The organism is Roseateles aquae (genome assembly GCF_032337115.1).
Lineage (GTDB): Bacteria > Pseudomonadota > Gammaproteobacteria > Burkholderiales > Burkholderiaceae_C > Roseateles_C > Roseateles_C aquae.
Genome location: NZ_JAVXZY010000009.1, coordinates 217157 through 229319 on the forward strand (window position 1 = coordinate 217157; position 12163 = coordinate 229319).

Here is a 12163-nt window from a genome sequence, read left to right on the forward strand (position 1 = left end):
TGCAAGCGCTTTCAAATTAGGCTTGACCCTAGGTTGCGAGTTCAGAGCAACGGTTTTGGACTGCCGATTGGACGATTCAGCGCACGGCGCGGCGCGCCGACTCGCGCATCACCAGCTCCGGCGCAGCCAGCTGCACCCGCGGCTTCTCGCCCTGCAGCAGGGCCAGCATGGCGCTGGCAGCCTGCGCGCCGGTTTCATAGACGGCGTGGCGCACGGTAGTGAGCGGCGGCATCGTGTAACGCGACATGATCAGATCGTCGAAGCCGACGATGGAAACGTCATCCGGCACGCGCAGATTGCGCCGCGCCAGGCCCAGGATGGCGCCATAGGCCATCTGGTCGTTGGAGCTGAAGATGGCGCTGAAGGCCACATCGCGCTCCATCAGCCGGCTGACCGCCAGCATGCCACCCGCCTCGGTGTAATCGCTCTGCAGGATCAGTTCGGGGTCGACCGGAATATTGGCGGCGGCCAGCGCATCCAGATAGCCGCTCTGGCGGTCGATCGCATCGTCGTGCACCAGATCGCCGAGCAGCAGCGCAATGCGCCGATGGCCCAGCGAGATCAGATGCTCGGTGGCCAGCCGGGCGCCGGCGCGGTTGTCGAAGCTGAAGCTGAACAGCCGCTCGCCGGCCAGCTGCCGCCCCACCACCACCATCGGCACGCTGGCCGACAGGGCGGCGAGCTCCTTGTTGTCCAGCCGGCCGGCCAGCACGATCACGCCATCGACGCGGCGCGACAGCAGGGTCTCAATCGCCTTGCGCTCGTCGGCCTCGTTCCAGTTGCCGCTGACGAACAGCGGCACATAGCCGGCCGACTCCAGCGCCACCTCGATGCCGCTGAGCGCCTCGCCATAAAAGGGACTGCTGATGCGCTGGGTCACCACGCCGATGCTCATCGTGCGCCCGCCGGCCAGGCCGCGAGCGACCGGGTTGGGACGGAAGCCCAGCGTGCGTATCGCTTCGTCGACGGCGGCGCGCTTGACCTCGCTGACGGTGGCCGTGCCGTTCAGAATGCGTGAGACTGTGCTGGGCGAGACGCCGGCACGGGCGGCCACCTGCTCCAGCGTGACGACGCCAGACGGACGATCGGCGCGCTCCGTGCGTTCACTGCGCTCGGCAGGTTTTGACGGCGCTTTCTTGGCTGCTGTTTTTGTAGGCACGAATAGTCCTTGGACGCGGTGTCTTCCCAGTGTAGAGGGCCGATCCGCCGTGAAGCAGTCGCCGCATGCCGCGCCGCACTAGGGTTTACGCGCCTTGGTGATCCAAATCGCAGGAAGCAGAATTATGAAAGCGCTTTCAACAACAATAGACGAGACAATGCCAGACACCCGCCGTCGCCAGCTGCTTGCCGCTGCCATGTCCACGCTGGCATGTTCGGCCCAAGCGCAAAGCCAGCCGCGAAAGCTCGTGGTGGCCGCCTTCCCGCTGGTCGACCAGATCGTCAAGCGCGCGCTGCCCGAGTGGCAGCAGGCCCATGGCGGCATCGAGGTGGAGGTGATCAGCCGCCAGTACGACGATCATCACACGGCGATGACGACGGCCCTGTCCTCGGCCAGCGCCAGCCACCTGCCCGATGTGATCGCGCTGGAGACCATGTATATGGGCCGCTTCTCGCTGGGCGCCGGGCTGCAGGATCTGTCCATCGCACCCTACCAAGCCGAGACCCTGCGCGATCGTTTCGTGCCCTTTGCCTTCGAGCAGGCCCGCAACAGCCAGGGCGCTGTCGTCGCACTGCCGGCCGATATCGGCCCCGGCTCGATGTTCTACCGCACCGATCTGCTCGACCGCGCCGGCCTCAAGCTGGCCGATCTGAGCGAGAGCTGGGAAGCCTATGTGCAGGCCGGCGTGCAGCTGAAGGCGCGCACCGGCGCCTATCTGCTGGCCCATGCCCGCTATCTGAAAGACATCGTGCTCTACGCCACCACGCCGGCCGGGCAGAGCATCTACTTCGACCCGCAGGGCCGTCCCAGCATTGCCAGCCCGGTGTTCCAGCGCGCCTTCGAGCTGGCCCAGAAGGTGCGCCGCCTGGGGCTGGACGCCATCGTCGACACCTGGCGCAATGACTGGAGCGAGCATCTGCGCCGCGGCAAGCTGGCCACCGAGCTGTCGGGCGCCTGGATGGCCAGCCAGATGGCCACCGTGGTGGCGCCCAACACGCGCGGCCAGTGGCGAGCCGCTCATCTGCCCGGGCAGAGCTTTGCCGGCTACGGCGGCACCTATTACGCGATTCCGCGCCGCGCCGATCCGGCCAAGAAGGCGCTGGCCTGGTCGCTGATCCAGTACCTGACGGTCAATCGCGAGCTGCAGCTCAATGCCTTCAAGAACCAGGACGCCTTCCCGGCCCTGCTCGCCGCGCAAGACGATCCCTTCTTCGACGAGCCGGTCGAGTTTCTCGGCGGCCAGCGCGCCCGCCAGCTGTGGCGCGACGCCGCGCGGCGCATTCCAGCGCGGCCGCTGCACCGGCAGAACAAGTTCGCCGAGGAGGTGGTCAATGGTGAGCTCGACAACGTGCTGATCTACGGCAAAGCCATTCCCGAGGCGCTGGGCGATGCCCAGGCGCTGCTGCTGCACAGGGCCACGCGATGAAAGCCAAAGCATTCACCTTGCCGCGGGCCTGGGTGCCCTATCTGCTGCTGGCGCCCTTCCTGGGGCTATTCGCGGTGTTCGGCCTGTTCCCGCTGCTGTTCTCCTTGTGGATGGCCTTCCAGAGCTGGGAGCCCACCGCCGGGCTGGAGGCGATGCGCTTCACCGGGCTGGAGAACTTCGTCTTCGTGCTGGGTGACGTCTGGTTCTGGAAGGCGCTGCGCAACACCTTCTGGCTGGCCGTGGTGTCGGGCCTGCCCCAGCACCTGGTGGCGCTGCCGCTGGCGGTGTTCATCAACCGCGCCTTCGGCCGCTGGGGCCATAGCGTGGCGGCCGCCTACTTCCTGCCCTACATCACCTCGACAGTGGCCATCGCGATGATGTTCACCTCGCTGCTGTCGACCGACTACGGCCTGATCAACGCCGCGCTGCAGGCCGCCTTCGGCATCGAGGCTATCAACTGGCTGTGGCAGCCGCAGACGCTGAAGCCGGCCGTCGCCATGGTGGTGTTCTGGCGTTACGTGGGCTTCAATATGGTGCTCTACCTGGCCGCGCTGCAGACGATTCCGCGCGAGCTCTACCAGGCGGCCAGGCTCGATGGCGCCGGTGCCTGGTCCTGCTTCCGCTACATCACGCTGCCGGCGCTCAAGCCGATGATGCTGTTCGGCATCACGCTGTCCATCATCGGCGGCATGCAGCTGTTCGAGGAGCCCTTCATCCTCACCAACGGCCGCGGCGGCCCCGATCAGGCCGCAATGACGGTGGCCATGTACGTCTACCGCCTGGCCTTTGACTTCAGCGACTTCGGCGCCGCCAATGCGATCTCGTGGCTGCTGTTTGCGCTGCTGGCACTGCTCACCTGGGTCACCAACAAAGCCTTCAAGGAAAAGCACTGATGACCCACCCCGTACCTGCTTCGCAGGCCCCCTCAAGGGGGCGCGCCCGTGGGACCGGCAAAGCCGGATCCCCGGGCGCCGCTGGGAAGAAAGCATCCCGGCTCTTTGCCTACCTGCTGGTCGGCTGTGGTGCCCTGCTGATGCTGGCGCCCTTCTACTTCATGTTCGTGTTCGCCACGCAGTCCAACGCGGCCATCTTCAATGTGCCGCCGCCGCTGTGGTTTGGCGATGAGCTGGGCAAGAACATGGCCACGCTGAGCGCGCGCATTCCCTTCTGGCGCAATCTCGGTTGGAGCCTCTATGTGGCGCTGATGTCCACCGCGCTGACGCTGCTGTTCTGCTCAATGGCCGGCTATGCCTTTGCGTTGCTGGAGTTCCGCTTCAAGCAGCCGCTGTTCCTGCTGGTGATGGGCACGCTGCTGGTGCCGCCCTTCATGACCATGATCCCTAACTTCATGGTGATGGATGCGCTGGGCTGGCTGGACACTCACCGCGCGCTCTACATCCCCGGCGCGGCCGGCGCCTTCGGCATCTACCTGATGCGCCAATTCGCCGCCGCCTCGGTGCCGGTGGAATTGCTCAAGGCCGCGCGCATTGATGGCTGCAGCGAGTTCGGCATCTACTGGCGCATCGCCCTGCCGCTGCTGCGGCCGGCGCTGGGCACGCTGGGGCTGATCACCTTCATCGCCTCCTGGAACAACTTCATGGCCCCGCTGGTGGTGCTGCGCCAGGCCGAGAGCTACACGCTGCCGCTGGCTTTGCGCAGCCTGCAGAGCACCGTCAACACCGAGTGGGGCGCCATCATGGCCGGCTCAGCCATTGCGACGCTGCCGCTGATCGTTCTGTTTGTGATTTCCTCCCGTCAACTGATCGCCGGCCTGACCACCGGCGCCGTCAAATAATGACCGCTGCCCTCTCCTCCACCGCACAAGCCGGCGACTTCCCCAACAGCTTTCTGTGGGGCGCCGCCACCAGCAGCTTCCAGATCGAAGGTGCCACCCAGGCCGACGGCCGGGGCGAATCGATCTGGGACCGCTTCTGCCGCCAGCCCGGCGCCATCTCCGATGGCAGCAATGGCGACATCGCCTGCGAGCACTTCCAGCGCCTGGAGCAGGATCTGGACCTGATCGCCTCGCTGGGCGTCAACTGCTACCGCTTCTCGATCGCCTGGCCGCGCGTGCAGCCGCTGGGCCAGGGCGCCTGGAACGCCGCCGGCCTCGGCTTCTACGAGCGTCTGGTTGATGGCCTGCTGCAACGCGGCATCAAGCCGGTGGCCACGCTCTACCACTGGGATCTGCCGCAGGCGCTGCAAGACCAAGGCGGCTGGGCCATGCGCGATACCGTGCACCACTTCGTTGACTACGCGCGCCATGTGCAGAAGCATCTGGGCGACCGGCTCTACGCGCTGTCGACCCACAACGAGCCCTGGTGCGCCGCGACGCTGGGGCATGAGACCGGCGTGCATGCACCGGGCCTGCGCAACCGCGCGCTGGCGGCCCAGGTCTCGCACCATCTGCTGCTCAGCCATGGCCTGGCGGTGCAGGCGATGCGCGCCGATGGCGGCTGCAAGAGCCTCGGCATCGTGCTGAATATGGGCCCCAGCATGCCCGCCACCGCCCACCCGGCGGACATCGCCGCCGCCCGCCTCTATGACGCCCGCTTCCGCCGCTGGTACAGCGACCCGGTGATGCGCGGCCAGTACCCGGCCGAGATCCTCGCCGAGCTGGGCGCCGACGCGCCGACCATCCACGACGGCGATCTGCAGGCGATTGCCGTGCCCATCGACCATATGGGCATCAACTACTACTCGCGCCAGGTGGTCAGCGCCAGCGGCGCCCACTGGAATGCGCGCGCCGAAGGCCTGCCGGTGTCGGACATGGACTGGGAGATCTACCCCGAGGGCCTGACCGACATCCTCTGCCAGATGCACGCCGACTACCCGAACCTGCCCCCGCTCTACATCACCGAGAACGGCGGCGCCTTTCCCGATCAGGCCATGCAGAACGGCGTGGTGCAGGATCTGGACCGGCTCGACTATCTGCAAACCCATATCGCTGCCGTCGCCGAGGCGCGGCGCCGCGGCGTGCGGGTGGACGGCTATATGGTCTGGAGCCTGATGGACAACTTCGAATGGGCCTTCGGCTACAGCAAACGCTTCGGCATCGTCCATGTCGACTACGCCACCCAAGTGCGCACGCCCAAAGCCAGCGCGCTCTGGTATCGCGATTTCCTGCGCCAGTGGCGTCAACGGTAAGGAGTCGCCATGAGCATTACCTTCTTGCGCTTGATGCCAGCCGTGGCTGCCCTGCTGGTCGGCTGCGGTGGTGGCGGCGCCACTGCAGCGCCGACCCCGGCACCGGCTCCAGCCCCTGCGCCAAGCCCTGTGCCGGCGCCCGCTCCCAGTCCCACTCCAACGCCCAGCCCGAGCTGGACCCTGGTCTGGTCCGACGAGTTCGAGGGCGCCGCCGGCAGCGCGCCCAACCGCGCCTACTGGAACGACGATCTCGGCAACCAGGAAGCCGAGGGCTGGGGCAATCACGAGCTGCAGTACTACACCGCCGCACCGCGCAATGCCGCGCTCGATGGCCAGGGCCATCTGCTGCTGCGCGCCGAACGCGCGGTCAATCCCGGCCCCTGCTGGGACGGCAAGCCCTGCGCCTTCGCCTCGGGCCGCATCAAGAGCAATGGCAAGGTGAACTTCAGCTACGGCAAGCTGGAAGCGCGCATCCAGATCCCCGCCGGCCAAGGCATCTGGCCGGCCTTCTGGACGCTGGGCGAGGATCAGCTCCCCTGGCCCGCAGCCGGCGAGATCGATGTGCTGGAAAACATCGGCCGCACGCCCAACACCGCCTACGGCACGGCCCACGGCCCCGGCTACTCGGGCGCCCATGGCCTGGGCAACAACCATGTGGCCCCTGCGCCGCTGGCCGCTGACTATCACGTCTATACCGTGATCAAGCGCCCCAACGAGATCATCTGGCAGATCGACGGCATTCCCTACCACCGCCTCACCCCGGCTTCGCTGCCGGCCGGCGCGCCTTGGGTCTTCGAGCGCCCCTTCTTCCTGATCTTCAACCTCGCCGTCGGCGGCGACTGGCCAGGCAGCCCCGATGCCAGCACCGTTTTCCCGGCCGAGATGCGGGTCGATTGGGTGCGCATCTACAAGGAAAACTGAGCCATGCTGAGCCCCGTCAGGCCCCCGTTCAGCCGCGAGTTCCCCGCCGATTTCCTCTGGGGCTGCGCCACCTCGTCCTACCAGATCGAAGGCGGCACGGCCGATGGCGGCCGTGGCGAGTCAATCTGGGATCGCTTCTGCCGCCAGCCCGGCGCCATCCGCGATGGCAGCAGCGGCGAGCCGGCCTGCGATCACTACCACCGCTGGGAGGAAGACCTGGACCTGGCCGCCGCGCTGGGCGTCCGCGCCTACCGCTTCTCGATCGCCTGGCCGCGCATCTTTCCTAACGGCATTGGTTCGCGCCCCAATCCCGAGGGCCTGGCCTTTTATTCCAGGCTGGTGGACGGCATGCTCAAGCGCGGCCTGCAGCCCTGGGCCACGCTCTACCACTGGGATCTGCCGCAGGCGCTGCAGGAACGAGGCGGCTGGCTGAACCGCTCCACCATTGGCGCCTTCAGCGATTTCGCCCGCGTGATGGGCGACCAGCTCGGCGACCGCGTTCAGCACTGGATCACCCACAACGAGCCCTGGTGCACGGCCATGCTGGGCCACCACCTCGGCGTCCATGCGCCGGGCCTGCGCGACTTCCGCGCCGCCATGCAGGTCAGCCATCATCTGCTGGTCAGCCATGGCGAAGCGGTACGCGCGCTGCGCAGCGCCGCACCAAGCGCCAAGGTCGGCATCACGCTGAGCCTGCACCCGATACGCCCGGCCAGCAACCGACCCGCCGATCTGGCCGCCGCGGTGCGCCACGACGGCCTGCGCAACCGCTGGTTCCTGGACCCGCTGTTCGGCAAGGGCTATCCGGACGATGTGCTGAGCGCGCTGGGCGAGGAGGCGCCGCGCATCGTCGACGGCGATCTCTGCCGCATCGCCAGCCCCTGCGATTTCCTCGGCGTCAACTACTACTTCCCCGAGACCGTGGCCGATGCGCCAGAGGGCGGCGCGCTGCGCACCCAGGTGATCGAGAGCGGCGACGGCCCGCACACGGCGATGGGCTGGCCGGTCGATGCGCAAGGCATGGTCGAGCTGCTGGAGCGCGTGCAACGCGACTACGCGCCGCCCGCCCTCTACCTGACCGAGAACGGCGCCTGCTACGAGGATGTGATGGGCCAGGATGGCCGCGTCACCGATCTGCAGCGCCAGCGCTTTCTGGCCGACCATATCGCCGCCGCTCACCAGGCCCTGCGCGTGGGCGTGCCGTTGAAAGGCTATTTCGTCTGGAGCCTGCTCGACAATTTCGAGTGGGCCGAAGGCTATGGCAAGCGCTTCGGCCTGGTTCATGTCGATTACGCCACCCAGCAACGCCGGCTCAAGGCCAGCGGCGAGTGGCTGCGTTCCTTCCTCCGTACCGAAAGGGTCATGTCTTGAGCCGCGTCTGCATCCAGGGCCTGAACATCCGCTTTGGCGGCCATGAGGTCATCCAACACCTCGATCTCGATGTCCAGGCCGGCGAGTTCCTCGTGCTGCTCGGGCCTTCCGGCTGTGGCAAGTCGACGCTGCTGCACAGCATTGCGGGCTTGAACCCGATCAGCGGCGGCCGCATCCTGATCGGCGAACAAGACATGAGCCAGGCCGAGCCCAGTGAGCGCGGCGTGGGCATGGTTTTTCAGAGTTATGCACTCTACCCGCATATGAGCGTGCGCGACAACCTCGCCTTCCCGCTCAAGATGGCCGGCCTGCCCAAGGCCGAGATCGACAGCCGCGTCGCCCGCGCCGCCGCCATGCTGCAGCTCGACGCCCTGCTACAGCGCCGCCCGGCCCAGCTCTCCGGCGGCCAGCGCCAGCGCGTGGCCATCGGCCGCGCGGTGGTGCGCGAGGCCGGCGTGCTCTTGCTGGACGAGCCGCTGTCCAACCTCGACGCCAAGCTGCGCACCGAGCTGCGCCGCGAGCTGAAGCAGCTGCACGCGCGGCTGGGCAACACGATGATCTACGTCACCCACGACCAGGTCGAGGCGATGACGCTGGCCACCCGCATCGTCGTCATGCACGAGGGCGCCATCCAGCAGATCGGCACGCCGGCCGAGGTCTACGAGCGCCCGCAGACGCTGCGCGTGGCCAGCTTCGTCGGTTCGCCGACGATCAACCGCGTCGAGGGCGAGCTCGGCGGTGGCCAGTTCCGCGCCGGCGCACTGCAGCTGGCCGGCCCGGCCACCACAGCCGTTGCCACAGTGACGCTCGGCGTGCGCCCCGAAGACGTGCTGCTCGGCGCCGATCAGCCCTTTGAAGGCCGTGTGGAACTGATCGAGCCGCTGGGCAGCCAGCACCTGCTTTGGTTCCGCTGCGGCGAGCATGCGTTTTGCGCCGCGCTGCATGGACAGCCAGGGCTGGCTGCAGGCGATGCGCTGCGCTTCGGTTTTGATGCGCAGCGGCTGCATTGGTTTGATGGGCAGGGGCAACGCGTGAGCTGAGGCCTGCGCCGCTCGCTGACCGTGGACGACGCCGTCCCCTTCGTCCATCGCCTCAGCGGCCGCTGGCTCTACCCGGTCGAGGGCCGCGCGGACCTGCCGGTCGAGCGTTTGGCGTTTGACGAACCGGGCTGGCCGATCGGCGACCGCGACCGGCTGCTCGTCGCTGCGGAGCAGCGTCAGCTCTGCTGGCAGGCCAGCCTCCCTGCTTTTGGGGCGACTGCGAACCTCGCTGCGGCCCAGCCGGGACGCACATCAAGACCCGCAACTCGGTCTGCGAAACGGGCTTGACTGACACGCCCCCACCCCGCCGACACCACGCTGTACCGTGGCAAATGCAACAAAACTCCGCCGTCCGGGCAAAGCCACACACCATGACCCCATCGCAACTCGGCCCGTCGCTTTCCGCACCGTTTACTGAGCACGGCAAAACGCCGAAACTGCTCGCAAGCCAAGCGCCCTGCGCGCCGCAGCTTGCCCAACACGCCTGTCGCTATCCGTCATCGACGATGTTGTGAAACACGAGCAGCCGTTTTATCGGTCACGTCTGAGCCCTGCATCCAAGTTAGCCGTCATATGCCAATCGTCGATGTCGAGTTGGTCTGTTCGAGCGAGCGTGAAGCCCCGCCAGTCTCGGCGTCGGCTCTCGCATCGGCGCTTGGCGCGGTGTTCGGCAGCGCGCCGGGTCGCACATGGGTGCGAGTTCGCTTTCTGCCGCTATCTGCCTATGCGGAAAACGAATGTGAGTTAGTCGCTGAGCAGTTGCCGGTCTTTGTCACGGTCCTTCAAGCCCATTGGCCAACCGGCGAAGCGTTTGCAGAGCAGGTTCGCCAAGTCACTCGAGCAGTGGCCGGCTGTCTGTCGCTCCCGTCTGGGCTGGTGCATGTCCAGTACGCGCCAGAGGCGGCAGGTCGGCAGGCCTTCGGTGGCGATCTGGTGGGTTGAGGCGATAAAGAAATCCCCCCGCAGCATCCCCGATAGCAAGAATCGTTGCTAGCGATTCGACGACGCAGACACCCCAGGAGGTCTGCGTGCTGCGCTGGATGCGCGCTACCGCAACGAGCGGACGCCCTGCGCCGCGGCGCAACCGCGAGGAGCTGCCCACCGGACAGGACAAGCCGATCAAGCACTTCGGACCGCGCGATTTCCGCTTCGATCCCAAGACCAGCACGGCCCTCTGCCCGGCGGGCCAGCCCCTGTGTAGCAGCGGGGCCATCCACCAGGTGGGCAAGGGCCAGCGGCGCGAAGACTTCAAGGCCAGGCCCGCGGACTGCCAGGGCTGCGCCCTGCGCGCCCAGTGCCTGCGCCACCCCAAGAGCACCCAGGCTCGCAAAGTCTCACTCGTCCACGCCAGCGAGATCGACCCGAACGACGCGAGCCAGCGCATGCGCCGGGCCATCGACAGCGCTCAGGGACGCAGCCTGTACCGCCGCCGCATCGCCACCGCGGAGCCGGTGTTCGCCAAGCTGCGGCACAACAAGCGCCTGAGCCGCTGCACACTGCGCGGCACGGCCAAGGTGCGGCCGCAGTGGCAGCTCTTCTGCCTGGTGCACAACATCGAGGGGGCCGCTGCAGGCTTGGAGAACGGCAGGGTACCCCCCATCAGCAGGGGCCAGCAGTGCGCACGAGCCCCCCAGTTGGCGCCACAATCGCTCGCCATGAAAACTCCGCTGAACCAGAGCCCATCCTGCTCGTCAAATGCTTTGACGCGTCGTGGCGGGGTTATTGGACGGCTTCGTTAGGCGTCATGGCAAGAGAAGCATTCACCATCAGCGGAAGGCTGCAGGAGCGCCGGCCGTCGCGGGTTCCTAGTCCTGGTGCATCTGAGCCTGCTGCAATCGAGCTCGACGAATGGCGCACTGAGTTCAACTGGCAAGGGCCGTCGCTACTGTTTGATCGTCGGCGACAGTTGATTCTGCGAAGAGGCCGAATGCAGGCTAGCTTCTCTAGCATCGTGGCGCTCCATATCAGGCTAATTTTCGATGACGACAACCCGGAATGCTGGAATGTCAGCTTGAGTACGGGGAGGCGCTCGGGAATTCAGCTTGGCGTTACGCGGGACGATGTCGAAGCGTCGATTGCTGCAGCCCGCATTTCCACAGTCGTTGGAGTGAAGGTCGTGTCAGTGTGAGGCTGTTTGTGTGCAAACGAGAATCGACGGCGAACCAGTCGCTTGAGCCGACTCGCGTCGGCAGGCCGCCGCTCGCGGCTTAGCTTCAACATTAGCTGTCATCATGTCCCGTCATGGCATTCCTTTGGCCCCGGTGCACAAGCGTCTAGCAGCGTTTCTCACCGACCTCACCCTTGTTGGAGCGGCGCTCGGTTCGGCCTACTGCTTGCCAGGCTTTCCATGCTACGGAACGCTCGCTTTCTGGGTGCTTTTCTGGGGTCTGTACTCGGCCTATCAAGTGGTCACGGTCCTCCATCCTGATGCTGGCATAGGCAAGATACTGCAACGTATCTCGGTGGTATCTGCGGCAACCGGGCAAGGTCCATCTTCGCAGCAAGCGCTGCTCCGCTCACTGGTACGCTGCACCTGGGCACTATGCGGTGTCTCATTCGCAAGTGCTGCCGACAGCAGCTTTCTTGTGGCCCTACCTGTTATTGCCGAGCTTGCTCTTGCAACCATGCATCCACTGCGTCAAACACTTGCAGATCTCGTGGCCGGAACGGTTGTCATCGCCACGCCGCCAGTTCAGCCACATCGAGCACCAGCTGCGCCCATGTACAGCAGGAACGATGCTGAGTTCGGCCCGCCAAAAGAGTGACAGCAAGCCATTCGCTCAACCAGACCCGCAATTACCACCATGGGCATCTGCTTCATCGCTTACTCGATAAGCCCGCATAACTTGGCGTCCGTGAATCGCCCCGGATTTCGAGGAGGCTCCAACTCTGGAGAATGGAGCCATGAAGAAGTCCCCGAAGTTTTCGCCTGAGGTGCGCGAGCGCGCGGTGCGTATGGTGCTGGAGCACCGCGCGGAGCACCCATCGCAGTGGGCCGCCATCGAGTCCTTTGCCGACAAGATTGGCTGCGTTCCGCAGACCTTGCACGCTTGGGTGAAGCAGCACGAGGTCGACTCCGGCCAGCGCGATGGCGTCTCC

At 66.3% G+C, this 12163-nt stretch carries 12 protein-coding genes; 11 read left to right on the forward strand and 1 reads right to left on the reverse strand.

What is annotated here, in order from left to right:
* Positions 1-76: 76 nt before the first annotated feature.
* Positions 77-1159, reverse strand: coding sequence for a LacI family DNA-binding transcriptional regulator (locus RQP53_RS19940; protein WP_315652441.1), 1083 nt, complete (start codon positions 1157-1159; stop codon positions 77-79).
* A 157-nt stretch (positions 1160-1316) separates the two neighbouring features.
* Here RQP53_RS19940 and RQP53_RS19945 point away from each other — a divergent pair, with 157 nt between their 5' ends.
* The 11 genes from RQP53_RS19945 to RQP53_RS19995 all read left to right on the forward strand — a co-directional run.
* Positions 1317-2585: an ABC transporter substrate-binding protein gene (locus tag RQP53_RS19945; RefSeq protein ID WP_315652442.1), complete on the forward strand. Its 1269-nt coding sequence runs from the start codon at positions 1317-1319 to the stop codon at positions 2583-2585.
* Positions 2582-3478, forward strand: a complete 897-nt coding sequence (locus RQP53_RS19950) for a carbohydrate ABC transporter permease (RefSeq protein WP_315652443.1) — start codon at positions 2582-2584, stop codon at positions 3476-3478. Before RQP53_RS19945 ends, RQP53_RS19950 begins: the two co-directional genes overlap by 4 nt.
* Positions 3478-4380, forward strand: coding sequence for a carbohydrate ABC transporter permease (locus RQP53_RS19955; RefSeq protein ID WP_315652444.1), 903 nt, complete (start codon positions 3478-3480; stop codon positions 4378-4380). The genes RQP53_RS19950 and RQP53_RS19955 overlap by 1 nt, the downstream gene beginning before the upstream one ends.
* Positions 4380-5732 (forward strand): GH1 family beta-glucosidase, encoded by a 1353-nt coding sequence (locus RQP53_RS19960; RefSeq protein WP_315652445.1) that lies wholly within the window; start codon positions 4380-4382, stop codon positions 5730-5732. Before RQP53_RS19955 ends, RQP53_RS19960 begins: the two co-directional genes overlap by 1 nt.
* Positions 5733-5741: 9 nt before the next feature.
* A complete protein-coding gene (locus RQP53_RS19965; protein ID WP_315652446.1) occupies positions 5742-6653 on the forward strand; it encodes a glycoside hydrolase family 16 protein in 912 nt (303 codons plus the stop codon).
* Positions 6654-6656: 3 nt separating this feature from the next.
* The gene (locus RQP53_RS19970) at positions 6657-8024 is read left to right on the forward strand and encodes a GH1 family beta-glucosidase (RefSeq protein ID WP_315652447.1); all 1368 of its coding nucleotides are present in this window, start codon (positions 6657-6659) and stop codon (positions 8022-8024) included.
* Positions 8021-9064, forward strand: a complete 1044-nt coding sequence (locus RQP53_RS19975) for an ABC transporter ATP-binding protein (protein ID WP_315652448.1) — start codon at positions 8021-8023, stop codon at positions 9062-9064. The genes RQP53_RS19970 and RQP53_RS19975 overlap by 4 nt, the downstream gene beginning before the upstream one ends.
* Positions 9065-9637: 573 nt before the next feature.
* Positions 9638-10006, forward strand: a complete 369-nt coding sequence (locus RQP53_RS19980) for a hypothetical protein (RefSeq protein WP_315652449.1) — start codon at positions 9638-9640, stop codon at positions 10004-10006.
* Positions 10007-10092: 86 nt separating this feature from the next.
* A complete protein-coding gene (locus RQP53_RS19985; protein ID WP_315652450.1) occupies positions 10093-10803 on the forward strand; it encodes a transposase in 711 nt (236 codons plus the stop codon).
* 492 nt (positions 10804-11295) lie between these two features.
* Positions 11296-11829 (forward strand): RDD family protein, encoded by a 534-nt coding sequence (locus RQP53_RS19990; protein WP_315652451.1) that lies wholly within the window; start codon positions 11296-11298, stop codon positions 11827-11829.
* Between the two features lie 139 nt (positions 11830-11968).
* Positions 11969-12163 (forward strand): transposase (locus tag RQP53_RS19995; protein ID WP_315652452.1); only part of this gene is annotated, 195 nt, incomplete at its 3' end.

What these genes read in the sequence shown, in the direction of transcription:
- RQP53_RS19945 (WP_315652442.1), top strand. Translation starts at nt 1,317, where the DNA reads ATGCCAGACACCCGCCGTCGCCAGCTGCTTGCCGCTGCCATGTCCACG.
- RQP53_RS19950 (WP_315652443.1), top strand. Translation starts at nt 2,582, where the DNA reads ATGAAAGCCAAAGCATTCACCTTGCCGCGGGCCTGGGTGCCCTATCTG.
- RQP53_RS19955 (WP_315652444.1), top strand. Translation starts at nt 3,478, where the DNA reads ATGACCCACCCCGTACCTGCTTCGCAGGCCCCCTCAAGGGGGCGCGCC.
- RQP53_RS19960 (WP_315652445.1), top strand. Translation starts at nt 4,380, where the DNA reads ATGACCGCTGCCCTCTCCTCCACCGCACAAGCCGGCGACTTCCCCAAC.
- RQP53_RS19965 (WP_315652446.1), top strand. Translation starts at nt 5,742, where the DNA reads ATGAGCATTACCTTCTTGCGCTTGATGCCAGCCGTGGCTGCCCTGCTG.
- RQP53_RS19970 (WP_315652447.1), top strand. Translation starts at nt 6,657, where the DNA reads ATGCTGAGCCCCGTCAGGCCCCCGTTCAGCCGCGAGTTCCCCGCCGAT.
- RQP53_RS19980 (WP_315652449.1), top strand. Translation starts at nt 9,638, where the DNA reads ATGCCAATCGTCGATGTCGAGTTGGTCTGTTCGAGCGAGCGTGAAGCC.
- RQP53_RS19990 (WP_315652451.1), top strand. Translation starts at nt 11,296, where the DNA reads ATGTCCCGTCATGGCATTCCTTTGGCCCCGGTGCACAAGCGTCTAGCA.